This window comes from Salinicola sp. (assembly GCF_982684285.1).
The window spans coordinates 1-26,413 of record NZ_CEXLVS010000021.1; the positions used below are offsets into that span (position 1 = coordinate 1).

Sequence of the window (26,413 nt, forward strand, 5' to 3'; positions counted from 1 at the left end):
TTGCGACCTTTACGACGGCACGTCGGCTGCCGCCCTCCCAGGCAGCATGCCACGCCATGGCGACGCTGGACGCGAGCCTGCCACCAAAGTGCAAGATCCAGCGAAAGCCCTGCCGCCGAGACCGGTTTCGGAGAGCGCGATGCGCACCCGCGCAGGATCGTGGCTCCCAGCGGGGCCGTCAGGAAACGGGATCCAGTCGCCGCGCCATCAGCTTCTCGACCAGCGCCTGGCCCGCGATCTCGAAGTTCTGATCGAGCTCAAGATCGCGGAAGCCGCAGCTCGCGTAGAAGCGGATGGCGACGACGTTGCCGGCCAGCACCCACAGCCCGACATCGCGATAGCCCTGGTCGAGGCACCAGCGGTGGGCCCGGTGCCACAGCGCACTGCCCACACCCTGGCGCTGCGCCCGCGGGGAGACGTAGAAGCCGTGCAACTCGGCCCAGCCGGGGGTCATCGCACCCACCTCGGGGCGCGCCTCTTCGGTCTGACGGAAGGGGCCGGTTCGGACCCATCCCAACATGTCGCTGCCACGTGATGCCACGAAGACGCTGGCGTCATCCGCCAGCGCCTCGCGCCAGGTCTCGACCTTCAACGCGGCATCCAGCGACACCAGCGTGTCGTCGTCGATCAAACCGCGGTAATTGTGGCGCCAGGCGTCGACGTGGATGCCCGCGATCGACGCCGCATCGTCCCGCGTTGCCCGGCGTACGCTAACGCCGTTCGCCACGTTCACCCCGCCAGCCGGCCCAGCGCGAAGCCGGCGATGGCGGTGTCCTGCACCCCGGTCCCGGTGAGATCGCAGACGGTGATCTGGGAATCCGCGGTACGCAGGCTGCTGCCACCGGCGATCACCCTGCCCAGCTCGTTGATCCGGAAAGGCGCGTCGTGGCCGGCGTAGGCCTTGAGCTCGCCGTTGTTCTCGCTCTGGGCGCGGGTGTCGGCCACGAAATGATCGGCCCGCTCCATCACCGACGAATCGAGTTCGCGCTTGTCCGGGCTATCGGAACCCATGGCGGTGACATGGACGCCCTCGCGCAGATGCTCTCCGGAGAGCAGCGGCTCGCGCGACGGCGTGGTGGTGACGATGATGTCCGCCTCGCGGCAGGCGTCGGCGATCTCGGTGTGCACCGCCACGGTCAGCCCATGTTTTTCTTGCATCCGTGCCGCGTAGGCTTCGGCCTTGGCGACGTCCCGCGCCCAGACGTCCAGCGTGTCGATGTCGCGCACCAGCTTGAGCGCGGCGACCTGCAGCTCGGCCTGCAACCCGGCGCCGAGGACGGTGACACGCTGGCTGTCGGCGCGGGAAAGATGCTTCGCCGCAATGGCGCCGGCCAGCGCGGTTCGAATATCGGTGAGATAGCCTTCGTCGAACAGCACCGCCTCGACCAGCCCAGTCCTGGCCGAGAACACGATCATCAGTCCGTTCAGGCTCGGCAGGCCGAGCTTGGGATTGTCGAAGAAGCCGGGGCTGACCTTGATCGCGAAGCGTTCGTTGCCCTTGATATGGGCGGTCTTGACGTCGACCTCGCCGTTGGACTCCTCGATCGCCATCGACAGGATCGGCGGCTGGACGACGTTGCCCTCGCCCAGCGCGCGAAAGCCGGCTTCGACGGCGTCCAGCGCGGCGTGATCGAGAGTGACGACGTCCTGAATCTGCTGGCGGTTATAGAGTTCCATCGGGATGACTCCTGAGTCCATTCGGTTGAATTCGTAATATCATTCGAGCGCTCAGCGCTCTGAATAGTCGATCAGCGTCTTGGCCCGCATCAATGTCTCCGCATCGACGCCGTTGCCCGAGACGATCAGTGCGACTTTCTGGCCCCGGATATCGATATCGTGCTCCTCGATGGCGGCGAGCCCGACCGCCGCGGCACCCTCGACCAGCATCTTCTCCTGCTCGAAGAAGTGCAGCATGGCGCGGGCGATGGCCGACTCCGAGACCCGGTAGTGATCGTCCATCACCTCGCGCACCAGCGCGAACGTGCAGCGGTTGTCGAGCCCGATCCCGCCACCCAGCGAGTCCGCCAGCGAGGCTTCTTCCTCGACCTCCACCGGCTCGCCCGCCGCCAGGCTGTCGATCATCGCCGCGCCCTTCTCCATGCTCACCCCGGTCACCTGGACCTGGGGGTTGATGCCCTTGACGGCGCGGCCGATACCGCCCAGCAACCCGCCACCGGAAAGGCCGATGAAGACGCGATCGAGGCTTGGCAGATCCTCCATCAGCTCCAGGCCGATGGTGCCCTGGCCGGCCGCGATCAGCGGATCGTCGAAGGGTTCGATCAGCGCCATGCCCTCCTCGGCGACCAGACGCCGCGCCTCGACGAAGGCGTCGTCCTGGGAGCGGCCGATCACCCGCGCCTCCGCGCCCAACGCTTCGATGGCCGCCACCTTGTTGGCCGGCACCAGCTCGGAGAGGCAGATCACGGCCCGCGCGCCGAGTCGCCTGGCCGCCCACGCCACCGCACGGCCGTGATTGCCGGTGGAGGCCGTGGTCACGCCGCGCTCGAGCTGCTCCGGCGATAGCGAGGCGATCTTGTTGAGCGCGCCCCGCAGCTTGAACGCCCCGCTCGGCTGCAGGGTTTCCAGCTTGAGATAGACTTCGGCCTCGAAACGCACCGACAGGCTCTGGGAGAGGATCAGCGGCGTCCGTGCCGCCTGCCCGGCGAGTCGCTGGCGTGCCAGGTAGATATCGTGAAGCGTGACGGGGTCGGACATGCGGGCTCCCGAAGCGATAATAAAAAGCGGCAGAGCTTTCACCCTGCCGCAGGGGCGCGATCGCATCAAGCCGATGCGGGCAGCCGTCAGTCCAGGTCTACAGCGCCTTCTCGCGGGTCAGCTCGTCGGTCACTCGGTCGACGGCACGCTTGGCGCGGGCGATCACGTCATCGACCTGACCACGATCGATCACCAGCGGCGGCGCGAAGCCGAGGATATCGCCGTTGGGCATGGCCCGGGCGATCAGGTTCTCTTCCAGCGCCGCGGCGGCGACCCGGGCGCCAACCTTGAGCGCGGGATCGAATGGCGTGTACTCGCCCTTCTCCGGCGCGAATTCCAGCGCGGCCATCAGGCCCTCGCCACGCACATCGCCGACCAGCGGATGCTCACTGAAGGTCTTCTTGAGCTGGGCGTTGAAGTAGGCGCCGGTCTCGGCGGCATTGCCCACCAGGTTCTCGCGCTCGATGATGTCCAGGTTGGCCATCGCGGCGGCGGCGCCCAGCGGGTGGCCGGAGTAGGTCCAGCCGTGGCCGATCGGGCCGTATTCGCCGGTGCCATCTTCCAGCGCCTTCCATACGCGCTCGCCGACGATCACGCCGGAAAGCGGCTGATAGGCGCTGGTCAGGCCCTTGGCGATGGTGACCAGGTCCGGCTCGATACCGTAGTGCTGGAAGCCGAAGTCGCTGCCCAGACGACCGAAGCCGCTGACGACCTCGTCGGCGATCAGCAGGATGTCGTGACGCTTGAGCACGGCCTGGATCGCCTCCCAGTAGCCTGCCGGCGGCGGAATGATGCCACCGGTGCCGAGTACCGGCTCGCCGATGAAGGCACCGATGGTTTCCGGGCCTTCGCGCTGGATCAGCGCTTCGAGCTGCTCGGCGCAGTAGACCGAGAACTCGCGCTCGCTCATGTCGCCGCGCTCCCTCCGGTAATAGTAGGGCGCCTTGGGGTGCAGGATGCCCTCGATGGGCAGGTCGAAATGCTGGTGGAACGCGGGCAAACCGGTCAGCGAACCGGCGGCGATGCTGGAACCGTGGTAACCGCGCTGACGCGCGATGATCTTTTTCTTCTTCGGCTGGCCGGTGACGTTATGGTAGTAGCGCACCAGCTTGATCTGGGTCTCGTTGGCGTCGCTGCCGGAAAGCCCGTAGTAGATCTTGTTCAAGCCGTTGCCGGCGAGCTTGGCGATCCGTTCGGAGAGCGCGATCAGCGGCTCGTTGGAGTGGCCGACATAGGTGTGGTAGTAGGCCAGCTCCTTGGCCTGGGCGTAGATGGCGTCGGCGATCTCGGTGCGACCGTAGCCGATGTTGACGCAATAGAGCCCGGCGAAGGCGTCGATCATCTCGCGGCCGTCACGATCGACGATGGAGATCCCCTTGCCGCCGGTGATGATGCGTCCCGGCGCGTCGCCGTGGGCGTGATCACGCAGATGGGTGGATGCGTGGAAGACATGGCGGCGATCGTTGTCGATCAGGGTACGGGTATCGGTCATAACCTTTCCTTAACCAAAACGAAACGCCATCGCTTGTCCGGACGGCGTTTCAGGAGCGGGCACAACGGTCATCGTGACCCTTGTGTCATACCCGCGTTGAAAGTCCTGGAACCTATGAATTACTCGCCGAGGGCATATTGCCGAGGCAGTAGTACTTGGTATCGAGATACTCGTCGAGCCCCGCGGCACCGCCCTCGCGACCGAGGCCGGACTGCTTGACGCCGCCGAACGGGATCGGCGCGCCGGTCATCTTGACGCTGTTGACGCTGACCATGCCGTACTCCAGCCCGCGCATCAGCTTCCAGATACGACGCACGTCATGGGTGTAGACGTAGGCGGCGAGCCCGTACTCGGTATCGTTGGCGAGCCGGATGACTTCGTCGTCGTCATCGAACGCACAGACCCCCGCGACCGGCGAGAAGGTCTCCTCGCGGAACACGCGCATCTCCGGGGTGATGTCCGCCAGCAGCGTCGGCATGAAGAAGTTCTCGCCGGGGGCCTGGCCCTCGCCACCCAGCTTGCGTGCGCCCTTCTGGATGCCGTCCTCGACGATACCCTTGGCCATGTCGACCGCGCGCTGGTGAATCAGCGGACCGATATCGCTTCCCTCGAGACCGTTACCGACCTTCAGCGCCTGCATGTGCACCAGGAAGCGCTCGACGAAGGCGTCATAGATCCTGCGATGAACGAACAGCCGGTTGGCGGCGAGACAATCCTGGCCGGCGGTCTGGAACTTGGCGGCGACCGCCTCTTTCGCCGCCGCATCCGGATCCATGTCGTCGCAGACGATGAACGGCGCATTGCCGCCAAGCTCCAGCGACATGCGCTTGACGCTGGAGGAACTCTGCCGCATCAGCAGCTTGCCGACGCGGGTCGAGCCGGTGAACGAGATATTGCGAATGCGGTTGTCGTTGCACAGCACCTCGGAGACGGTCGCCGGATCGCCGGTGACGACGTTGAACACGCCCGCCGGAATACCGGCCCGCTCGGCCAGCTCGGCCAGTGCCAGCGCGGAGTATGGCGTCTCGTTGGCCGGCTTGACGATCACCGTGCAACCGGCAGCCAGCGCCGCCCCGGCCTTGCGGGTGATCATCGCCAGCGGGAAGTTCCAGGGCGTGAACATTGCCGAGACGCCCACCGGCTCCTTGATCGTGCCCAATGCGGCGTTGGGGATATGGCTCGGGATGGTCACGCCATAGGCGCGCTTGGCCTCCTCGGCGAACCACTGAATGAAGCTGGCGCCGTAATCGACCTCGCCCCGGGAATCGTCGAGCGGCTTGCCCTGCTCGTAGGTCATCAGCAGCGCCAGGTCTTCCTTGTGTTCGTGCAGCAGGCGGTACCAGGCGTTGAGCTTCTCGGCCCGCTCGTGGACATTGATCGCCCGCCACTCGGCGAAGGCGCCCTCGGCGGCGGTCACCGTCTCGGTGATCTGGGCCGCTTCCAGCAGCGCGCAGTGGCCCAGGGTCTCTCCCGTGGCGGGATCGACGACCGCTTCCTCGCGGCCCTCGCTACCGTGGGTCCACTTGCCGTCGATATAGGCGTACTGACGGAAAAGCCGGGGATCGTTGAGTTTCATGTCGCCTCCTGCAAGGTGTCGGCGGTGAGCAGAACGGCTTGCCTATCCTGCGAGTGCGACCATGTTATCGATTCTGCAGCGAGGAATTTTTTTGTCTCGGTCGATTTACGGTCCGTTTTCTTTCGAAAGGTTTAGCGGGAGTTACGATTTTTTTGGTGCCAGGTGGCTACCTCAGTAGCCCTTGAGCCGATCGATCTCTCCGCGCATCGGCTCGCCGGCCCGATGCCGGGCGATATTGGCAATCACGGCTTCTATGGCGCTTTCGGGATTCGTCACGCTGCCGACATGCGGTGTCAGCAGGATGCGCTGGTGCGACCAGACAGGGTGACCTGGCGGCGGCGGTTCCGGTTCAAAGACATCCAGCACCGCGCCCGCGAGTTGCCCCCTGTCGAGCGCGGCGACCAGATCGTCGAACCGCAGATGCCCGCCCCGCCCCATGTTGACGAGCGAAGCCCCCGTCGGCAGTGCGGCGAAGAGCGCCGCGTTGAGGAAGCCTCGCGTTGCCGCCGTCAGTGGCAGCAGGCAGACCAGTATCTCGCTCTCGGCCAGGAAGGTTCCCAAGGCGCTGTTACCGGCGTGACAGCGCACGTCCGGCAACGCTTTCGGCGTCCGGCTCCAGCCACTGCAGGAAAATCCCAGGGCAGTCAGACGTGCGGCTACCGCCGCGCCCATCTGTCCCAGCCCAAGAATCCCCACTCTGCGCCGCGCCGCGGGCAGCACCGCCTCTGGCGACCAGGCACCGCGACGCTGCTGTTCGAGATAGATTGGAAGGTCTCGATGTAGCGCCATGACGGCCAGCGTCGCGTAATCCTGCATCATGCCGACGATACCGGGCTCTTCCAGCCTCACCAGCGCAACGCCGGGCGGCACCAGACTGAGATCGAACTGATCCACGCCAGCGCCAAGCGCAAAGATCACCTTCAGGGAGGGGAAGCGCGAGTAATCCGCCAACGGTGCCCAAGTACCCAGATAGTGCACGGTAGCGTCGACGTCCCCCTCGAGCTCTGACACAACACGGAAATCGATCGCCGGCATGCGCTCGGCGAATAGCCGCGCCCAGAGGCATCCGCGCTGGAGATCACCACGGTAGGCGAAGGACGTCATGACCCCGTCATCTCTTCTCGCCCACATCGTCGATAGCCAGTCGCCGGGCTAGCAAGGAGGATCATGCCGTCGCCCGCTGTCGCGCCATCGCCACCAACATCACCATCGCGAACGAGGTCGCCGTCAATAGCGTGCTGATCGCCGCGATGGTCGGATCGATCTCGTCACGTAGCGCAGTGAACATGCGCACCGTCAGGGTCTGGTTCTGACCTCCGGCAATGAACAGTGCCACCATGGTCTCGTCGAGTGCCTGAATGAACGCGAAGATCGCACCGGTAATGACACTGGGCTTGATCTGCGGTAACACGACGGCCATGAATGCGCGGAAGCGATTCATGCCGAGGCTTCTGGCGACCATCTCCTGACTGTTATCGAAACCCTGCAATCCAGCGGCGCCAGCGGTAATCACGTAAGGCAGCGCCAGCATGACATCCGCCATGATCAGTCCGGGCAAGCTATGCAGCAGCCCCGTCATGGCATAACTGAGAAACACACCGGCAGCGACGATGATGATCGGCACGATCAGTGGCAGTAGCAGCAGTACCTTGAGATAGCGCACGCTCCAGTGGGTCGAGACGTTGAGCCCATAGGCGGCAGCCACACCGACCGGTGTCGCGATCAACGCGGTCGAGACGGCAGCGATAAGGCTGGTCTGGGCCGCCGACATCCATCCGTTACTGCTGAAAAAGGCGTCGTACCAACGCAGCGAGTACCCCGGCGGCGGGAACGAGAGAAAGCGGCTATCCGAGAACGACATCGGGATCACGATCAGCACTGGCAGCACCAGGAACAGAAGTACCAGGGTGACATAGCCGATGAAGAGCACTCGGCTTAGGCGAACTTGGTTCATTTGACCCCCAGGATGCGTTCCATCGAGACCAGCCTGCTGACCAGATAGAATATCGCCACCACCATGAGCAACAGGACCACGCTGACCGCACTCGCCGCGCCCCACTCGACATAGAGCTGGATGTTGCGGCTCACCAGCATCGACGCCATCACGGTGCGTCCACCACCCATCAGTTCGGGCGTGATGTAGAAGCCGAGACAGAGCACGAAGACCAGCGTCATGCCGGCCAGAACCCCGCTCAGCGAGAGCGGAAAGAACACACGCCAGAAGACGTGCATCGGTGAGCCGCCAAGGCTGGCCCCCGCCAGCATCAAGTCCCGCGGAATTTTCTGCATGGTGGCATAGAGGGGTAGCACCATGAACGGCAGGAGAATGTGGACCGTCGCGATGATCGTACCGAACTCGTTATGCACCAGCGCCAGCGGCGCGTCGGTGAGCCCCAGCCCCATCAACGTCTGGTTGATGACGCCTGAGCGCTGCAGAAGAATCAGCCAGGCGTAGGCGCGCACGAGCACGCTGGTCCAGAACGGCACGATGACCAGCGCCAGAATCATCAGCGACCAGCGTCTCGGCAGCACCGTCGCGGCGTAAGCGAGGGGGTATCCCAGCAACAACGCCGCCAACGTCACGATGAAGCTGATACGGAAGGTCAGTCCGAACGTGCGCCAATAGACCCCGTCGGTCAGCACGCGCTCGTAGTGCTCCAGGCTGAAGCTGCCGTTCACTTGGAACGACTGCGCGATCATCCAGCCCAGCGGCACGATCAGTAGCAGCGTAACGATCAGCAGCGCCGGCATCAGCAGTGCCAGCATCAGGTGGTGCTCGCGTCGCTGAAACCTCGCCGAGTTGTCCTTCGGCATCGCTTGCAGACCCGGATTGGGTAGCGTCGTCTCTTTCAAGGGATTCCCTCCGTGCAGGTCAGACGGTCTTGGAGTTGCCCGTGCGCGCAACGCACGGGCAAGGACCTCACTGCTGCATGAACTCCAGCCAGCGTCGTTCAGCCTCCACGCCCTCCGGCGACGACCACCACTCGTACGCCATCAATGCCTGTTTAGCGGCATTCTCGGGCGAGCTGGGCAATTCGGCGGCGCGCGCTTTCGAAATGCGATCGGTCTGGAAGGCGGCCGGATTGCCCGGGCCGTAATCGATGTACTTCGGTAAGTCGGCCTGAACGTCGGGAGCGATTGCGGCATTGACGAACTTCATCGCCGTATCGAGATTTGGGGCATCCTTGATCACACAGAGGTGGGTACTCTGCAGAACGCCCTGATTGTAGGTGAACGCGGCCGGCGCTCCCGCATCGATGATCGAGCTGACACGACCGTTCCACATCATGATCATGTCGACCTCTCCGTCGTGGAGAAGCTGGGCTGACTGGCCACCGGAAGTCCACCACGTCGCGATATATGGCTTGATCTCTTCGAGCTTCTCGTAGGCGCGATCGACATCGAGAGGATAAAGCTCATCCGGCGCCACGCCATCGGCCATCAACGCGGCTTCGAGCGTGCCCAGCGGATTGTTGCGCAGCGCCCGAGGGCCTGGGAAGTTATCGATATCCCAGAAGTCCTTCCATGTCTGGGGCGGATGATCGCCATACGTTTCCGGATTATAGGCCAGCACGCTTGAATAGAATTCGTAGGCGACCGAATAGGGTGTCTTGTAACCATCCGGCATGGATTCCGCATTGGGGATACGCGAGAAATCCAGCGGTTCGATTAGCCCTTGCTCACCTCCACGAATGCAGTTGAACGTCGGCGTATCAACGACGTCCCAAATCGGCTGTCCGGTGGCTCCCTGGGTACGAATCATCGGCCAGGCGTCGGGAGCACTCTCCTGGTTGATGGTGATGCCGAGGGATTGGGCCACCGGATCGAGAATCGCTTTCGTTTGCGCTTCCTGATAGGCGCCTCCCTGCGAAACGAAGGTAATCTGGTCGGCATGAGCGACCTGAGCGGTCGTTGCCAATGGCAGTGCCAAAATCGAGAAGGCTGCCAGTTGAGTAGTCACTTTTCGCGTGAAGCATTGGATCTGGTTCATGTTGTTGTCTCCGCTTCCATTTTCAATTTGTGAATCTTCTGCGTTTAGCGCCCCATTGCGTCCAATAGTTGATACCAGCCCGCGGTCAGTCGGATACCGAATTCCCGCAACGGATAGCACGGCACACGGCGGAAATTCGTGGCCCCGAGAAGACTGACGTCTGGGTTTTCTCCCAGGGAAAAATCCGCCGCCAGTCGGCCCAGATAGTTCGATAAAGAAACGCCGGCACCATTGTAACCAGCCGCAAAAACCATACGGTCATCAAAGCGTCCGACGTGGGGAATCGCGTCCAGCGTCATCCCGACATGCCCCGACCAGCGATACGCGATCTTCACGTCAGCGAGATCAGGGAAGAGCGAGATCATGGAGCGCTGGAGGGCATCGAAGGCGGCACGCGAGTCGTGTTTTCCAAAGGCGCCGCGCCCACCGAAAAGAAACCGCCCGTCCACCTTTCGGAACCAACGCATCATCCGACGCGTTTCTCCATAACTGCGATTGTTGACCAGGAGTCGCTGCTGGAGCGCCGGGGGCAGCGGCTCCGTGGCGATGATCGAGCTGCGAAAGGGCACCATCCTGGTACGAATCCTTTCGCCGGCTTCGGTCTGTCCGCTGTAGGCATTGGTGGCCAGAATCACCTGCCTGGCGCGGACTTCTCCACCCGGGGTGATGACGCTGACACCACCGTCGGTACGTCGAATTCCCGTAGCGGGCGTCCGTTCGAACAGCGCAAGGCCGTGACGCTTGACCAGCACCTCGGCCAATCCTTCCACATAGGCCAGCGGCAGCAGCGTACCCACGCCTTCGCTGAGCACCCCTCCAAAGAAGGCGCGAGAGCCCGTCTCATCGCGCACCGCCTCGGCACTGAGCACGTGCTGGTCGCCATCACCCAGAGCGCGCTGAAGCCACTCTGCCTCATCGGCAATACTCTTGAAGGCTCGCTCATGATGAGCGCAGCGCAGATTACCGCAGCGTCGGAATCCCGCCTGGGTCAGCCCCAGCGAATCGATCAGAGCCTCCAGCTCGTCCACCGCCGTGTGGCAGAGCCGGTGGACCGAGCGTGCCGTTTCCAGCCCATGCTGGGCGGCGATCGCTGGGAACGACTGCCGCACCTTCGCTGAAACCACCCCACCGTTGCGACCACTGGCGCCCCATCCGATCCGATTGGCTTCGAGCACGACCGGAGCCACACCTCTCTCGAGCAGGCGGTGCGCCGCCGCGAGTCCGGTATAGCCACCACCGACGATGACGACATCGGTATCGCGATCGTTCTGCAACGACGGTAGCTCCGACCGGGCCCCGCTCATTTCACGCCACAGCGACGGGATATTGGCGATGGCCGACGAAGTCATCTCAGACGCCTTCCACTGCATCGGCAAGAGCCTTGAGCGTGGAAAAATGGAAGTCGGGTCGAGTGACGCTCTCTGGATCCGGGGTGCCACCAAATCCCTGCAACCCCTGGCGCCGCTCGATCCAGCAGGTCGTGTAGCCTAGCGACTTTGCCACGCCGATATCGTGATACTGACTCTGCGCCACATGCAGAATCTCATCGAACTTGTAACCGTAGGCAGCCTGGCGCCCGCGGTTGTACGCGAAGAAGAGCGGATCGGGCTTGGCCACCCCGGTATCGTCGCAGGTAACGCTGTCGTCAAAAGGGCAACCCAACGTCATCGCATAATTGGAAAAGGCCGTACGATCAGCATTGGTCATCGCGACAAGACGGTAGTGCTTGCGCAAGCGCTTGAGTGCCGCGACCGAATCAGAGAAGGCGGGCCAATTGAGCACCGACAGCTGAAAAGACTCAGCCGAGGCGTCGTCAGCCGGCAGGCCAGACTCGGCCGCCAATGACCGATAGACATCGGCCATCGCACTGCTGGAGCGCCCGTAATACCTGTCGCGACCGCGCTTGTAGACCTCGAAGATATCGTCGTCGCTCATCGCCTCCGTCGCACTGCCGCCAATGCGCCGCACGGCGGCGAGAACACCGGATTCGAAATCGATCAGCGTGCCGACAACATCGAAAGTGAGCACCTTGAAGTTGCTGAGTTCCATATCGTCAATGACTCCCGTTGTTATGACGTTATTGAGGGTGATAACAGCGTTTCTGGGGGCGCTTCAGGCGGCGTTGGCGGTCCGCTTCTGCAGATCGGACACGACGACGGTGTCGGCCGAGTGCAGGACCACGGTGAGCGAAGCGCCGACTGGCGGAATCTGTTGCTGTCCGAAATGGTGACCGGGCTGGCGCAGGCTGACGGTAGAGCCATCACCAAGCTCCAGGAAAAGCCTCAGGCTGTCGCCCTGATAGACGATCTCTCGCACGCTGGCCTCGAGCCGGTTGTACGCCTCGTCGAGCTGGTTGCCGGTGTCGATGAGCAGCTTTTCGGTCTGCACAGCCAGATAGAGCCGAGCTTCGTTCGGCACGGCTCGCGCGCAGGCCAGCCGTTGGCTTCCGAGCTGCACGTGGTGATCATCGAGGCGTGTGACCGGCAGGAGCGTCGAATCGCCGATAAAGCTCGCCACGAAGGCGTCCTGCGGTGAGTCGTAGAGCGTTTGCGGAGCGTCGACCTGGACCAGGCGACCATCTTTGAGGATCGCGATGCGATCACTCATGGTCAGCGCTTCACGCTGGTCGTGAGTCACATAGATGACGGTCGCGCCCAGTTTCTTGTGCAACTGGCGCAGCTCGATCTGCATGGTTTCCCGCAACTGCTTGTCGAGCGCAGAGAGAGGTTCGTCCATCAGAATGAGGCGCGGCTCGAACACTATTGCCCTGGCCAGCGCCACTCGCTGGCGCTGGCCACCGGAGAGCTGGGCGATGCTTCGGTCCTGATAACCATCCAGTTCGACCATCGCCAGGGCCCGCTTGACCTTGTCCGCCCAACCCGATTTCAGCTGGCGGCGAGCCCTCAGAGGAAAGGCGACGTTGTCCCCCACGCTCATATGGGGGAAAAGCGCATAGCTTTGAAAAACCACGCCGATATCACGCTTGTGAGGTGGCATCCAGGTGACATCGCGATCGCCGATATGGACCGTGCCGGAACTCGGCATCACGAACCCGCCAAGCGCACCGAGAAGCGTGGTTTTTCCCGAACCGGAGGGGCCGAGGAGCTAGACAAACTCACCAGGTCGAATGTCGAGACTGACATCATCGAGAGCGATATTACGTCCATATCGCTTACTGACGGCGCGAATGGACACACCGACGCTACCGCTATCATGTTGGCTCATGATGCTTAGCTCCTTGTTCTTGTCTTCTTGCTATTGAGAGCAGTAGAGCAAAAGGCGGGAGACGACTCAATTGCGAAATACTTGCATCCGGTATAACTTAGGATTATGTCAAACCTTCGACGAAAACTGCCCAGCGCCAACGCTCTCTTCGTCTTCGAGGCGGCAGCGCGTTGCGGCAGCTTCACTCGTGCCGCCGCTCAATTGGGCGTGACGCAACCGGCTGTCAGCCGCATGTTGTCGCTGCTGGAAGCCCATCTGGAGGTTCAGCTTTTTGTTAGGACGTCAGGCGGCATCTCGCTGACCGATAACGGCAACATCCTCTACCGAGGCATCGAGGACGGTTTTCGACATATCGAGGAAGCCATTCAGGAAATTCGCGCTCGTCACACCGGAATGGAGACGATCACGCTCTCGGTCTCGACTGCGTTCACCACCCACTGGTTGATGCCACGCATGCATCGCCTTCAGCAGGAATTTCCTACCGTTGACCTGCGCTTTCAATTGATATCGGGTTCGGTCAAGGGATCGGTCGAGGATGTCGATCTTGGCCTTCGCTTCATGACCTCGAATGATGAGGAACATGAGAGCGCGCTGATCATGCCGGAAATCCTCATTCCCGTTTGCAGCTCGGAATACCGCGCCCAGCATTTCCCGGAGGCAAGTACGCCAGGAGAACTTACGCTAATCAGCCTGAGCGACAGCCGCGCGAATTGGTCCGATCTGTTTCCCGAGTTCGTGAGGCTGTGTCCCGCCCCGCCTCACGAGCTCAACTTTTCGGATTATGCCGTCGTGCTCCAGGCAGCCATGCTAGGCCAGGGGGTGGCAATTGGCTGGTTCAATGTCACGACACATTGGTTTATTAAAGGTGCTCTGGTTCCGGCCATCTCCTGCGCGATAATGACCGAGAGGCAATGCCATTTTATACACTCACGCAAAAAACCACCCAGCGATGCAACGCTACGTGTACGCGACTGGCTGATCGAAGAGATCCGTACCGAAACCCGTCAAGTCATGCAGCGCTATCCGGAACTTGCGCTGGAACGCTATCTCGTTGGCTGTCTCTGAAGCCTGTTGCCCAGACAGCCCGTATCGAGAGGACCAGAGTTTACCCCGCAATAGATCTGTGCTCTTCGGGAGCGAAGTTCATCGCACGAATCGTAGTTATGTGGCTAGCCATCCATATCCGAGAACACCGGCGGTCCCTCGCGCTTGACCGTCTTGGTGACGATATAGGTGAAGTAGCGCTCGATGCCCAGGTCGGACACCAGCCAGGCATCGATCAGGCGCTGATAGGCGTCGATACTGTCGGCGGCGATCTTGACCAGGTAGTCGACGCCGCCGCCGACCGCGACGCATTCCGCCACGGCATCGGTTTCCGACACCATGCGCTCGAAGCGGGCAAAGCTCTCGGCGTTGTGCTGCTTGAGTTCGATCTGCACCCACACCGGGGTGCGCTTGACGATGGCGTCGGGATTGATCCTGGCGCTGTAGCCTTCGATGACGCCGGCTTTCTCCAGCCGCTTGACCCGTTCCCAGCAGGGGCTGACGGAGAGGCTGATCGCCTCCGCCAGCCGCGACTTGGTGATCCGGCCGTCGCGACTGAGGATCTCCAGGATCTTGAGGTCGTAGCGATCGAGCTTCATGAGACCTGATCACGTTCCAGCGACTCGACCACTTCCGCGACCACGGCGATGGTATCGCCCATGCCCACCTTGGCCGGGAAACGCCGGGCGATCAGCACGCCGTCGCGCTGGGCACGGTACTCGACCGGCGCCGCGCCGGTGCGACTCATGTCATAGACCCGCGCCAGCACCTCGCCTTCCTTCACCATCGCGCCCAGGGAGACCATCAATTCCAGCAGTCCGGAGTGCTCGCTCTGCACGTAGCAGCTGGCGTCCGGCATGTCGACGTAGATCATGGGTTCGGTCGGCTTCTCGATCTCGCCAGCCATCAACCCATAGTGAATCAAGAAATTGCGCACGCCGCGCTCGGTCAGCGCCAGACTCTGCGGCGTCGAGGTGCCGCCACCGCCCAGCTCGGTGGTGACGAAGGTCTTGCCCTGGGATTCCACCGCGGTGTCGTAGAGCTTGGTGGCGTCGAGCTCGAACATCATCATCGCGTAGGGCGCGCCGAAGGCGACGGCGCCGGCGAGGCTGGCGCTCTCCTGGGCGAGATCGTCGAGCCGATGCGCGGCGGCGAACGGCACGATGTCCAGCGTGCGACCGCCGGAGTGCAGATCCAGCGCCACGTCGCACATCGGTACCAGCACCCGAGTGAAATAGTCGGCGATCTGACTCGTCACGCCGCCATTGGGGTCGCCGGGGAAACTGCGATTGAGGTTGCCGCCATCCAGCGGCGAGGTCCGCTTGCCGGCTTCCGCCGCAGGCGTGTTCATCATCGGCACGATGATCACGCGGCCGCGCACGTCCTTGGCCTGGAGCGTACTGGCGAGCTTGAGCAGCGAGGTGATGCCTTCGTACTCGTCACCATGGTTGCCGCCGGTCAGCAGCGCTGTCGGCCCTTCGCCATTGGCGATCACGGTGATCGGGATCATCACCGCGCCCCAGGCCGACTCGTCGACCGAGATCGGCAGTTTCAGGAAACCGTGCTGAACGCCCTGGGCATCGAAGTCGACGGTGGCGCTGATCGGGCTGGGACGCAGGGATGCGGACATGCGAACTCTCCTCAATGAAGCGGATGACGCGCCAGGGGCCCATAGCCGATTGACGCGTCATTGATAAGGTAACAGGAGCCTCGGGGCGAACCCGTCATGCGGCCTTGTTTGACGAACGGCTGACGCGGTCTCACTCGATGAACGGCTGACACGCCTTACTTGACGAACAGCTGGCGTGGAAAGTCGCACAGCGGCTCGGCACCATTCTCGGTGATCAGGATGCTTTCGGTGATCTCGAGGCCCCAGTCGTCCATCCACATGCCGGGCATGAAGTGGAAAGTCATGCCGGGCTCGAGGATCGTCTCGTCGGAGGGGCGCAGGCTCATGGTGCGCGCGCCCCAGTCCGGCGGATAGCTGATCCCGATCGGATAGCCGCAGCGCGCGCCGCCCCGGTCGAAGCCGTACTTGTCCATCGCCGCCCCCAGGGCCAGCGCGATGTCGGCACAGCGGTTGCCGGGCTTGGCCACCGCCAGCCCGTTGTCGATCCCTTCGAGCAGGGCCGATTCGCCACGGATGAAGTCCTGCGGCGGTTTACCCAGAAAGACGGTGCGCGACAGCGGCGCATGATAGCGCTTGTAGCAGCCGGCGATCTCGAAGAACGTGCCCTCGCCCTTGCGAAACGGGGTGTCGTCCCAGGTCAGGTGCGGCGCGGCGGCGTCGCTGCCGGTCGGCAACAGCGGCACGATGGCGGGATAGTCACCGCCATGGACCGTGCCGTGCTCATCGGTCCAGCCCTCGGTGCCGACCCGGTAGATTTCGGAGACCAGCTTGCTCTTGGCCAGGCCGGGCTCGATCATCTCGAGAATCCGGGTGTGCATGCACTCGACGATTCTCGCCGCCGTGCGCATGTAGGCGATCTCCTGCGGCGACTTGATCGCCCGGCACCAGTTGACCAGCGCCGTGGCATCGATCAGTTGGGCATGCGGCAGCTCCTTGAGCAGGCTGACGTAGGCCTTGCCCGAGAAGTAGTAGTTGTCCATCTCCAGCCCGACATTGCCGGTGTGCCAGCCGTACTCGGGCAGCACCGACTGGGCCAGGTACTCCATCGGGTGCATGTCCGGGTTCTGGACGTAGTAGTCCGGGTAGTAGCGCACACGCTCGGAATCCATCCAGCAGGTGCGCCAGGCCCCGTTGGCGTCCTGGCGCCGCCCGTACCAGACCGGCTCACCCTCCAGACCCACCAGCACGCACTGGTGAACGTAGAACGACCAGCCGTCGTATCCCGTCAGCCAGCCCATGTTGGAAGGATCGCTGACAACGAGAACATCAATTCCGCGGCTCGCCATGGAAACGCGCACTTTGTGCAAACGATTGGCGTACTCTTCACGCGAGAAAGGTAAAGAAACCTGAAACATGGAGCCACTCGACTAACGGGACCGAATTGTTGGGACATCGGCGGTCGAGGGGATCGAGCCGAGTGTCCTGCCGCTTGCCGACCGGGTGTGAAATTGTCATGATTTACTTGGCAACATTCATGACAATTATCGGTCAATGCATCGACGATGATAGTAGCATCGTCGCTCAGCGTGCCGTCAAAGGCTTTATTGCATCATGACAATCGACCTGACGCCCTTCCTCGGCGGGCACGGCCCCAAATATCTTTCCATCGCTCGCGCCCTCGCCGAGGCGGTTCGCCACGGCGTGCTCTCTCCTGGCATGCGCCTGCCGACCCATCGCGAGCTCGCCGAGACGCTGGGCGTCAGCGTGCAGACCGTTTCCCGCGCGTACGAGCAGGCCGAGAAGAGCGGCCTCGTCCAGGCGCGGGTCGGCAGCGGCACCTGGATTCGCGATGCCGAGGGCGATTCCGAGAACGAATACCTGCGCGCGCCGGCTGCCGTCACCGACGCCGCCCCCATCGACCTGTCGATCGCCCATCCGGTCTGTCCACCTTCCCACCATCGACGCTTTCGCGAGGCGTTGGCGGAACTCGCCAGGACCGCCCATGCCGACGTGATCGGCGCCTGCCGGCCGATCGCCGGCCTGCAGCACCAGCGCGAGCGCGCCAACGCCTGGCTGAAGGAACGTCTCGGCGTCCCTGGCGAGGCCGATGACCGGCTGCTCTGTAATGGCGCAGCCCATGGGCTGATGCTGGCCATCGCCACGGTGGTCCAGCATGGCGATATCGTGCTGACGGAGATGCTGACCGATCACGGCCTGATCGCGCTGGCGCGCACGCTCGGTTTCCAGCTCCACGGCGTGGCGATCGACGACCAGGGTGTCATTCCCGAGGCGCTGGAGGCGGCCATCGTCAAATACCGCCCGCGAGCCGTCTGCCTGACCCCGACCCAGCTCAACCCCACCGGTGCGACCATGGAAAACGCCCGCCGCGACGTCGTGGCGGAGATCCTGCTGCGTCACGATGTCTGGCTGATCGAGGACGACGTGCATGCGCTGCTGGAGCCCGCGGGCCTCAGGTCCCTGACCGCCAGGCTGCCCCAGCAGAGCTTTCACGTCACCAGTCTGACCAAGGCGACCGTTCCCGGACTGCGAGCCGGCTATCTCAGCGTGCCCCGCGGCCAGATGCACCACACCTTGCCGAGGCTGCGCGCCACCAGTTGGATGGCCACGCCGCTGGTGTTCGAACTGGCGGATTACTGGCTGGCCAGCGGCATGGTCGATACGCTGGCTCACGAACAGCGCCAGTTGCTGGCAGAGCGGCAGCAACTGGCGGCGCGCAAGCTGGCGGGGCATGCCATCGAATCGCGCCCCAGCAGCCTGCATATCTGGCTGGCGCTGCCGGAGCCGTGGCGGGCGGAAGAGCTTCAGCAGCAGGCGCGCCAGGAAGGTGTCGCCATCACCACCGCCCAGCCGTTCCTGGTCGAGCAGTCCGCCATGCCGCGGCGCGTGCGCATCAGCCTGGGAGCCGAACCGGATCTGGCACGCCTGGCCAGCGGCCTGGACGTGCTGAGCCAACTGCTGGGCGAAGCGCCGCCACCGATGCTGGAGATCGCGTATTGAGAGCGACGAGCGGAAATTTCTTTCGCCACGCACAACCTGCCATGATGACGAGACATGACCACACAGCGACGACGGAGCCGAGATGCGAGTCCTGATCTACCACGATGACGCCGAGCAGTGGCGCAACATCCTGCTCGAGCGCCTGCGGGACGCCGAGATCCACGTCGCGGCGGACAGCGGCAACCCGCAGGTGGACTACCTGGTCGCCTGGAAGCCGCCGGCGTCGGTGTTCGACGAGCAGGCGGCGCTCCAGGGCATCGTCAACCTGGGTGCCGGGGTGGATGCCTTGCTGCAGAACCCATCGCTGCCCCGCGAGATCCCCATCGTCAAACTACGCGACGCCGGCATGGGCGAACTGATCGGCGACTACGCCCGCTACGGCGTACTGCATTTTCAGCGCGATTTCGACCGCTATCGGCGCCAGCAGGCGAACAGCGAATGGCGCGAGGTGCCGGTGGTCGACAAGCCCGACTGGCCGGTTGGTGTCCTCGGCTTAGGCGCGATCGGCACCCGCGTGGCCCAGATGCTTGCCGCCGATGGTTACCCCATCCACGGCTGGAGCCGCTCGCCCAAGCAGATCGAGGGCATCACCTGCCATCACGGCGATCACGGTCTCGATACGCTGCTGCGCCAGGTCAAGACGCTGATCACGCTGCTACCGGACACACCGGCCACGCGGCACATCATCGACCGCGACAACCTGGCCAAGCTCCCCGCTGGCGCCAGCCTGATCAATCCCGGTCGCGGCACCCTGATCGACGAGCCCGCACTGCTCGACGCACTCGGCGAGGAAGAGTCCGAAGGTCGCCTGCGTGGCGCCCTGCTGGACGCCTTCCCGAGTGAACCGCTGGCGGCGGAGAGCCCGCTATGGCGCCACCCACGCATCCTGATCACCCCGCACATGGCCGGGCCGACGCCGATCGGCGCCGCCGCCGATCAGGTCGGCGATGCACTGGACGCGATGTCGAAAGGCGAGGCGGTCGAGACCGTCGATCCCGACGCGGGGTATTGAGTGCAAGGCACGAAACCAATCATGTAGCATGCTAACAAGATGGCTTAAGACTTTCGTCTTGAGTAGAATCCCCGATGCTTATCAAAGGGGATTCGAGGGATGAAACAAACAAACCGGGTATCCAGGCCCATCAGCGCCCTGCTGATCGTGGTCGGCGCCGTCTTCGCCATATTGGGATTGGGGCTCGCGATCGGCGGCGCCATGCTGATCGGTCGCGGAGGCAGCTGGTATTACTTGCTGATGGGTCTGGCGCTAGCCGCCACGGGCATCGAAATCGTTCGCGGTGGCACCAAGGCGCTGGCCATCTATTTGATTGCCTTCATTGCCACCATCATCTGGGCGTTCTGGGAAGCGGGGCTGGATTTCTGGGCGCTGCACGCGCGTATCTTCACCTTCCTGTGCGCACTGTTCCTGCTGCTGCTGATTCAACCGCTGATCCTGCAGCGAGCCGGCCTTCAGGCCAACAAAGGCATCAGCCTTGGCGCTGCCGCCGTCGCACTGATCGCGATCGTCGGCATGACCTGGGGCATGTTCCAGCCCCATGGCATCCACAACAGCGTCGCCGCCACCGGCGAGACCCCGGTTACCGATGCCACCCGTCAGGTGGACTGGGATCACTACAGCTCGGACGGCAGCGGCAATCGCTTCGCTGCGCTCGATCAGATCAACCGAGACAACGTCGACTCCCTCGAGGTCGCCTGGACCTTCCATACCGGCGACACACCGCTTAGCCCCACCGGGGCGGGTTTCGAGGATCAGCAAACGCCGCTGCAGGTCGGCGATTCCGTTTATCTCTGCACGCCGTCCAACACCGTGATTTCGGTCGATGCGGATACCGGCGAAGAGAAATGGCGCCATGAGTTCCCCACCGACACCAAGACTTGGGTGCGCTGCCGTGGACTGGCCTATTTCGATGCCGACAAGCCGGTCCAGCAGCCGACGTTGGGCGATGCCTCGCCGGTTCCACAGCCGTCCCTCGCCGCCGATGCCACGGCCTGCCGCCGCCGCATCTTCATGAATACCATCGACGCCGTTCTGGTCGCCCTGGATGCTGAAACCGGTGAGCTGTGCCAGAGCTTCGGCGACAACGGCCGCGTCGATCTCAAGGCCGGGTTGGGCGACGCCAAGGCACCGCTCTACTCCCTGACCTCGCCGCCAACGGTAGCGGGCACCACCGTCGCCGTCGGCGGCCGCGTGGCCGACAACGTCGCCCTCGACATGCCCGGCGGTGTCATGCGGGGTTTCGATGTCATTACCGGCGAGATGCGCTGGGCGTTCGATCCCGGCAATCCGCAGGATCGGGAAGCGCCGGCCCCCGGTGACAACTACGTGCGCTCGACGCCGAACGTCTGGGCGCCGATGACCTACGACCCGGCTTCCAATATCCTCTTCATGCCGGTAGGTGGCGCCGCCATCGACCTCTGGGGTCCGGAGCGCACCCCGGAAGACGAGGAGTACGGCGCGACCATGCTGGCGCTCGACGCCACCACTGGCGAGGAGAAGTGGCACTACCAGACGGTCCACCACGATCTGTGGGATTACGACGTGCCGATGCAGCCGACGCTGATCGACTTTCCCGAAACGGATGGCTCGACAACCCCGGCGCTCACCTTCGGCAGCAAGGTCGGCCAGATCTTCGTGCTGGACCGGTTGACCGGAGAGCCGCTGACCGACGTTGTCGAGAAGAGGGTCGAGCCCGCGACTATCCCCAACGAAAAGTACTCGCCGACCCAGCCGGTCTCCGTCGGCATGCCGCAGATCGGCGCCGAGCACCTGACAGAAGCGGACATGTGGGGCGCCACGCCGTTCGACCAGCTGATGTGCCGCTACATCTTCAAGGGCTATCGCTACGACGGGCTGTTCACCGCGCCGGATACTGATTACTCGCTCTCCTACCCGGGCTCGCTGGGCGGTATGAACTGGGGCGGATTCTCCTACGACCCGACCTCCCAGACGCTCTACGTCAATGACATGCGCCTGGGCTTGTGGGTCCACATGGAACCGCAGGACAAGGACGCCGCCGCCTCCCAGGGTGGCGAAGCGGTCAACGCTGCCATGGGTGCGGTGCCGCTCAAGGGCACACCCTACTCGGTGGTCAAGGACCGCTTCCTGTCTCCGCTCGGTATTCCCTGCCAGGAGCCGCCGTTCGGCAGCCTGACCGCGATCGACATGAAGACCCAGAAGGTCAACTGGGAAGTCCCGCTGGGCACGATCCAGGACACGGTGATGTTCGGCACCAAGCTGCGCATGCCCATGCCGGTCGGCATGCCGACCATCGGCGGCTCGCTGACGACCCAGGGCGGCCTGACATTCTTCGCCGCGACCCAGGACTACTGGCTACGCGCCTTCGACTCGGCGACTGGCAAAGAAGTCTGGAAGGCTCGCCTGCCGGTCGGCAGCCAGGGCACGCCGATCTCCTACGTCTCGCCGGAGACCGGCAAGCAGTACATCCTCATCTCCGCCGGCGGTGCCCGCCAATCCGCGGATCGCGGTGACTATGTGATTGCCTACGCTCTGCCGGATAACGACTGACGTCGAAGCGTCTGCCATGACCGATCAACGGGGCCTGCGGGTCCCGTTGTCGTTCGTACGGCATATCTGCGCTGGCGCCATACCGGTAGCACTGACCGGCCCTCGGCCTCCGGCGGCATATCGAGATGAGGTCCACAAATGGCACCTTTGGGAACACCGTCAGCAATTCGGCGTCTGATGTCTCACTCGACTGAACGTGCGAGAACCGCCCCACTGAAACACGTTGCAAGGGAAACCATGTCACTCAACTATCGCCAAGCGTTCAAGGCAACGGCCGCACTGGCATTGGCCTGCTGGACTAGTCTGGCACTGGCCGCACCGACGCCATTCACCGCCCACTATCGACTCGATATCAGCGGCTGGCCGGATGCGACGATCACCCACAAGCTCTCGCACCTGGGTAATGACTTGCAAACCGGCGATGTCTGGGAGAGCGACATGCGAGCGAGCATCAAGGTCGCCAGCGGCGAGGAACGCGGGCGATTTCAGCTCGATGGCGATCGCGTGCAGGCGCTGGACTACACCAGCGCCTACTCGCTGGTGGGAATCGGCGACGACTATCATCTGGACCGGTCCCAGTTGCAGGCGCTACCGGACCGCCAGACCGCCCTTTTCGATCTCTCGCGCAAGGCGCCGGATGCCCGCTGCGCCAGCACTCAGGTCTCGCCCTGCCAGCTCGACTATCAGAATCACAAGGGCAAGACGGAGATGCTCTACTACCGGGTGGTCGATCGTAGCGACATCGAGACGCCCGCCGGCACGTTTCCGGGCGTTACCGTGGACACCTGGGACCCCGACAAACAGGGCCGACATCTCTATTTCACCTTTCACCGCGAAATCCCCGGCTTGCTGCTCAAGATGCGCTACGTACGCGACGACGAGGAACGCAGCCACCTGACCCTCACCGATCTGACGCTCGCCCCCTCCAGCGCAGCCCCGGCAAGCACCAACGGCGGATAACCGGCCAGCCGTTCTTCCCTCTTCAGCGCGTATCCTCTAGAGTTCATTGCCAATCACGGGCGCCGATTCATCGGCGTCCGTTTTTTTCGTGCCGCATCGTTGTCGGTGACTCATGGGTTCGCTTCGGGAGAGGTCATGCTGCTGGGGTTGTTGTGGATACTGCTGCCATTGATCGTGGGCTACCTGATCCCCGTTCTCCAGGCTGGGATTCGTCAGGCCATCGATCGCGGCGTCAGTGCCTCGGTCTACGTGATCCTGCTGCTGATGGGCATCAGTCTGGGCGGGATGGAGAACCTGCTCGGGCAGTTGTCCCGCATCGGATCCACGGCACTGATTCTGTTCCTGGTGATCTCGCCGATCAATCTGCTGGCGCTGGCATGGTTATCGCGTCAACGGCTGGCTCGCCGTCAATCGCTGGTGGACAGCAAGGACAACGCCGCGCCCGCCGGCAAGCTGCAGGCGATGCTGGGCTCGCTGCAACTGGCGGGTGTGGTGCTGCTCGGCGTCATCATCGGCGCGGGGGCCCAGCTGCTGGGATGGCACCTGGCCTCGCTGGCGGAAACACTGGCGACCTGGGCGCTCTACGCCCTGCTCTTCCTGATCGGCTGCCAGCTTCGCAACTCCGGGCTCGGACTGCGCCAGATTCTGCTCAACCGACTGGGACTGGCGATCGCGGCGACCGTGTCCGCGAGTTCGATGCTGGCGGGGCTGATCGCGGCACCGCTGCTCCAGTTGCCCTGGAACGAGGGGATGGCGATGGCCGCCGGGTTCGGCTGGTACTCGCTCTCCGGCATCCTGATCGGCGACCAGCTCGGCCCGGTGCTCGGCGGCGCCGCCTTCTTCAACGACCTAGCCCGGGAACTGCTGGCCTTCCTGCTGGTACCGCTGTTCATCCGTCGCGCCATGCCGCTGGCGATCGGCTATGCCGGCGCGACATCGATGGATGTGAGCCTGCCGGTGATCCAGCAGTACGGTGGCATCACCTGCGTGCCTCTGGCGATCGTCAGCGGGTTCCTGCTGTCACTGCTCTCCCCACCGCTGATCCTGCTGTTGCTATCGTTTACCTGAGCCAAGGCTCGCTGGCCTCGCCGGGCGCCCAGGCTTATCGACGACTGGCTGGAAGCCGCCAAGGATGCGATAGCAAGCCCTGGCTCCCCATGCGCGATCTTATAGAAGTTGCCGACCGTACCGACCAGAGACTTCAGTGCCTGGCTAGTATCGGCACCTTGATCCGGTCTTTTGGCACTCGCTTGCGAGACGGCGCGTAGCCACGGATAGAGTTCGTGGACGAAGCCTGAGTCGGCACTGACTAACAAACCAGCCCTGCCCTAACACAAAAGTCCATGGCCAAGGCCATGGGCTTTTGTGTGTTGGTGATGCGATCGACCTAGGCCGCCTCGGTGTGCACTCGCTGCCGCAAGGCAAGCGCACACCTCTCGCGATCTTCCTTGGCCAGGCTCTTGAGCGGAATCTTGAGCTTGCCTTCACCGGCACTGTCTTTGCGGTAGTAAAGTACACACTCTCGCGGGGTCGCTTCGACGCGCGCCAACTGGTCGAGCGCAAGGGTCGTACGCGGACGGATTATCGCCAGCTTGACCGAGACATACTCCTCCGTAAGCCGGATGACCGGATTGAACTGGAACCAGAGCCCAGCCACGATCAGGACGCAAGCGATGAGGATGGGCGCCCCCGGAAAAACCGGCGAACTGGGGATCGCCAGCAGCGACGCGAGCAATAACCCACCCCCGCCGCACAGCGCGATAAGTGAGGATATCTTGGCGTAAAAAGCCTGATCTGAACGCTCTTGAACCGCCATAGAAAACCATCCCTTTAACGTCGGACAGAATAGTGTCAGCTTATGGTTCATCGTCACACATCAGCACCGGAACCAAAGGGTCAGTTGGAACGGCGAATAGAACCATCGCCGACCTGAACGTTGTGCTCTTTCTGCCATTTCTTGGACTGACGAAGAGCTTCGTCGATCTGCTCTTGGGTCATTTTTTTTGAAACCCTCTGCTTACCTTTTATTCCAGCCGTGCCATAAAGATCATAATACTTATAAGCCTCAATTAAATCAACTTCGGTACCAATACCCTTCTCGTAACTTTCAGCAAGCGCGCGGAAGCCAACCATGTTGTCATCTTCAAATCTATTAAAGACTGCTTTTTTGAGCCACCAAAAAGACTTCTCTTCATCTTTCTTAACTTGTTTGCCTTTTGCATACATATCAGACAATTGGCCTGCAGACTCTCTATCACCTGCATTACCGGCCTTACTTAGCCAACACACACCCTTATCAATATCATATGGATAAAGCCCCTGCCACTTTTTACCAACGTAAGCCATTCCTAGCATACGTTGCGCAAGTATATAACCGTCCGCTGCGGACTCACTTGCCAACTCCCTAGATTTTCCAGATCCCTACTCACACAAATGCCATTGTAATACATAGTAGAAAGTGTATACGCAGCATCGGAAACGCCGTTTTGCCATGCGCTCTGCAAGGAAGAAACTGCTTTACGACAGTTTTTTTCAACGCGAAACTCTGGCGCCCCCTTTATATAAAAAAGGCCCATCAGATACTGCTGGAGGCCTAAGTCTTGAGGCGAAATTTCTTCCAAAACCTTATCTGGGAGATTGGCTATTGCATTACTCAAAGCCTTTCCTGTTGGATCTTGAAAAAGAACCTCTCCCCAAGACACCCCAGGCACAAACAACGCTAAAACAATGACAAAAGCTTTCATATCGAAGCATCACCCCCAACTTTAGAATCTTCAAACTCCAACGTTAAAACATCGCCTTTTGACGTACGAGTGTCGGATGCACGGAATCTAACAATAAGGTCTACCGAGCTACCTAGTTCCTCCTTTCGATATACATTTGACCACTTCGACATGTAAACCTTGTCCTGCAAATCAAATCCTGGCTGACTTTCATTTCCTTGAGTGGCTGCATACCCAGCGCCATCAGCGACAGTCAAGGTTTCACTGCCACGTTTTTTTGATAATCCCACTCAAACAAAGTGCTTGCATTCTGACTTTTCGGCACCAACTGAACTGTCAAGTCAATCACATCCTGCTTTGGAATTTTTAAAACCATTTCAATTACAACAAGATCCTTGACACGCTCTTCCTCTGCTCGCCGAGCGTCTTTATCTGAACTGACGCTTAAATAACCACCGGCATGACGTCCCGTCCCCATGTAATTTACCGGATTAGGTTTAGCAGGCTCCCACGATAGCTCCACCACCACGCCCTGAAACACCATCTCCAGCGAAC

24 protein-coding genes and 1 pseudogene are annotated in these 26,413 nt (G+C 62.3%); 6 read left to right on the forward strand and 19 right to left on the reverse strand.

Annotated features, from left to right (window positions below):
* Positions 1-178: 178 nt before the first annotated feature.
* From AC3AYF_RS03375 to AC3AYF_RS03430, 12 genes and pseudogenes are all read right to left on the reverse strand, one after another.
* Positions 179-727, reverse strand: coding sequence for a GNAT family N-acetyltransferase (locus tag AC3AYF_RS03375; protein WP_295036003.1), 549 nt, complete (start codon positions 725-727; stop codon positions 179-181).
* 2 nt (positions 728-729) lie between these two features.
* A complete protein-coding gene (locus tag AC3AYF_RS03380) occupies positions 730-1,677 on the reverse strand; it encodes a cyclodeaminase (protein WP_295036002.1) in 948 nt (315 codons plus the stop codon).
* A 51-nt stretch (positions 1,678-1,728) separates the two neighbouring features.
* On the reverse strand, positions 1,729-2,715 hold the full coding sequence (gene eutB, locus AC3AYF_RS03385; RefSeq protein ID WP_295036001.1) for a hydroxyectoine utilization dehydratase EutB: 987 nt from the start codon (positions 2,713-2,715) through the stop codon (positions 1,729-1,731).
* Between the two features lie 97 nt (positions 2,716-2,812).
* Positions 2,813-4,207: an aminotransferase gene (locus tag AC3AYF_RS03390; RefSeq protein ID WP_487779392.1), complete on the reverse strand. Its 1,395-nt coding sequence runs from the start codon at positions 4,205-4,207 to the stop codon at positions 2,813-2,815.
* A 112-nt stretch (positions 4,208-4,319) separates the two neighbouring features.
* Positions 4,320-5,783: an NAD-dependent succinate-semialdehyde dehydrogenase gene (locus AC3AYF_RS03395; RefSeq protein ID WP_295035999.1), complete on the reverse strand. Its 1,464-nt coding sequence runs from the start codon at positions 5,781-5,783 to the stop codon at positions 4,320-4,322.
* A 171-nt stretch (positions 5,784-5,954) separates the two neighbouring features.
* A complete protein-coding gene (locus AC3AYF_RS03400; protein WP_295035998.1) occupies positions 5,955-6,887 on the reverse strand; it encodes a 2-hydroxyacid dehydrogenase in 933 nt (310 codons plus the stop codon).
* A 61-nt stretch (positions 6,888-6,948) separates the two neighbouring features.
* Positions 6,949-7,737: an ABC transporter permease gene (locus AC3AYF_RS03405; protein ID WP_295035997.1), complete on the reverse strand. Its 789-nt coding sequence runs from the start codon at positions 7,735-7,737 to the stop codon at positions 6,949-6,951.
* Positions 7,734-8,636 carry an ABC transporter permease gene (locus AC3AYF_RS03410; RefSeq protein WP_295035996.1) on the reverse strand — a complete coding sequence of 301 codons (903 nt, stop codon included), beginning with the start codon at positions 8,634-8,636 and terminating at the stop codon, positions 7,734-7,736. The genes AC3AYF_RS03405 and AC3AYF_RS03410 overlap by 4 nt, the downstream gene beginning before the upstream one ends.
* A gap of 67 nt (positions 8,637-8,703) precedes the next feature.
* Complete coding sequence (locus tag AC3AYF_RS03415) at positions 8,704-9,774, reverse strand: ABC transporter substrate-binding protein (RefSeq protein ID WP_295035995.1); 1,071 nt, start codon at positions 9,772-9,774, stop codon at positions 8,704-8,706.
* A 44-nt stretch (positions 9,775-9,818) separates the two neighbouring features.
* Entirely contained in the window at positions 9,819-11,144 is a 1,326-nt protein-coding gene (locus tag AC3AYF_RS03420; protein WP_487779393.1) for an NAD(P)/FAD-dependent oxidoreductase, read from the reverse strand.
* On the reverse strand, positions 11,125-11,823 hold the full coding sequence (locus tag AC3AYF_RS03425) for an HAD family hydrolase (protein ID WP_295035993.1): 699 nt from the start codon (positions 11,821-11,823) through the stop codon (positions 11,125-11,127). Before AC3AYF_RS03425 ends, AC3AYF_RS03420 begins: the two co-directional genes overlap by 20 nt.
* 63 nt (positions 11,824-11,886) lie before the next feature.
* Positions 11,887-12,867, reverse strand: a pseudogene (locus AC3AYF_RS03430) (ABC transporter ATP-binding protein); the annotation flags it as partial.
* Positions 12,868-13,104: 237 nt separating this feature from the next.
* Here AC3AYF_RS03430 and AC3AYF_RS03435 point away from each other — a divergent pair.
* Positions 13,105-14,064 carry a LysR family transcriptional regulator gene (locus AC3AYF_RS03435; protein WP_295035991.1) on the forward strand — a complete coding sequence of 320 codons (960 nt, stop codon included), beginning with the start codon at positions 13,105-13,107 and terminating at the stop codon, positions 14,062-14,064.
* A 104-nt stretch (positions 14,065-14,168) separates the two neighbouring features.
* On the opposite strand, the gene AC3AYF_RS03440 is transcribed toward AC3AYF_RS03435, so the two are convergent.
* From AC3AYF_RS03440 to doeA, 3 genes are all read right to left on the reverse strand, one after another.
* Positions 14,169-14,642: an Lrp/AsnC family transcriptional regulator gene (locus AC3AYF_RS03440; protein ID WP_295035990.1), complete on the reverse strand. Its 474-nt coding sequence runs from the start codon at positions 14,640-14,642 to the stop codon at positions 14,169-14,171.
* Positions 14,639-15,673, reverse strand: coding sequence for a N(2)-acetyl-L-2,4-diaminobutanoate deacetylase DoeB (doeB, locus tag AC3AYF_RS03445; protein WP_149436543.1), 1,035 nt, complete (start codon positions 15,671-15,673; stop codon positions 14,639-14,641). Before doeB ends, AC3AYF_RS03440 begins: the two co-directional genes overlap by 4 nt.
* A gap of 155 nt (positions 15,674-15,828) precedes the next feature.
* The gene (gene doeA, locus AC3AYF_RS03450) at positions 15,829-17,028 is read right to left on the reverse strand and encodes an ectoine hydrolase DoeA (RefSeq protein WP_487779394.1); all 1,200 of its coding nucleotides are present in this window, start codon (positions 17,026-17,028) and stop codon (positions 15,829-15,831) included.
* Positions 17,029-17,224: 196 nt separating this feature from the next.
* On the opposite strand from doeA, the gene ehuR reads away from it, so the two are divergent.
* The 5 genes from ehuR to AC3AYF_RS03475 all read left to right on the forward strand — a co-directional run bounded on the left by ehuR (position 17,225) and on the right by AC3AYF_RS03475 (position 24,203).
* Positions 17,225-18,631 (forward strand): MocR-like ectoine utilization transcription factor EhuR, encoded by a 1,407-nt coding sequence (ehuR, locus tag AC3AYF_RS03455; RefSeq protein WP_295035988.1) that lies wholly within the window; start codon positions 17,225-17,227, stop codon positions 18,629-18,631.
* Positions 18,632-18,713: 82 nt separating this feature from the next.
* The gene (locus AC3AYF_RS03460) at positions 18,714-19,643 is read left to right on the forward strand and encodes a 2-hydroxyacid dehydrogenase (protein ID WP_295035987.1); all 930 of its coding nucleotides are present in this window, start codon (positions 18,714-18,716) and stop codon (positions 19,641-19,643) included.
* 99 nt (positions 19,644-19,742) lie between these two features.
* The gene (locus AC3AYF_RS03465; protein WP_487779395.1) at positions 19,743-22,175 is read left to right on the forward strand and encodes a membrane-bound PQQ-dependent dehydrogenase, glucose/quinate/shikimate family; all 2,433 of its coding nucleotides are present in this window, start codon (positions 19,743-19,745) and stop codon (positions 22,173-22,175) included.
* A 237-nt stretch (positions 22,176-22,412) separates the two neighbouring features.
* Entirely contained in the window at positions 22,413-23,135 is a 723-nt protein-coding gene (locus AC3AYF_RS03470; RefSeq protein WP_295035985.1) for a hypothetical protein, read from the forward strand.
* A 135-nt stretch (positions 23,136-23,270) separates the two neighbouring features.
* Positions 23,271-24,203, forward strand: a complete 933-nt coding sequence (locus tag AC3AYF_RS03475; RefSeq protein ID WP_295035984.1) for a LysO family transporter — start codon at positions 23,271-23,273, stop codon at positions 24,201-24,203.
* 319 nt (positions 24,204-24,522) lie between these two features.
* Here the strand turns inward: AC3AYF_RS03475 and AC3AYF_RS03480 are convergent, their stop codons facing one another.
* From AC3AYF_RS03480 to AC3AYF_RS03495, 4 genes are all read right to left on the reverse strand, one after another.
* Positions 24,523-25,002, reverse strand: a complete 480-nt coding sequence (locus tag AC3AYF_RS03480) for a hypothetical protein (protein WP_295035983.1) — start codon at positions 25,000-25,002, stop codon at positions 24,523-24,525.
* Positions 25,003-25,031: 29 nt separating this feature from the next.
* The gene (locus tag AC3AYF_RS03485) at positions 25,032-25,481 is read right to left on the reverse strand and encodes a tetratricopeptide repeat protein (RefSeq protein WP_487779396.1); all 450 of its coding nucleotides are present in this window, start codon (positions 25,479-25,481) and stop codon (positions 25,032-25,034) included.
* 2 nt (positions 25,482-25,483) lie between these two features.
* Positions 25,484-25,879, reverse strand: a complete 396-nt coding sequence (locus AC3AYF_RS03490) for an SEL1-like repeat protein (RefSeq protein WP_295035981.1) — start codon at positions 25,877-25,879, stop codon at positions 25,484-25,486.
* A 232-nt stretch (positions 25,880-26,111) separates the two neighbouring features.
* Positions 26,112-26,413, reverse strand: a 302-nt coding sequence (locus tag AC3AYF_RS03495; protein WP_487779397.1) for a hypothetical protein, incomplete at its 5' end; no start/stop codon positions are given.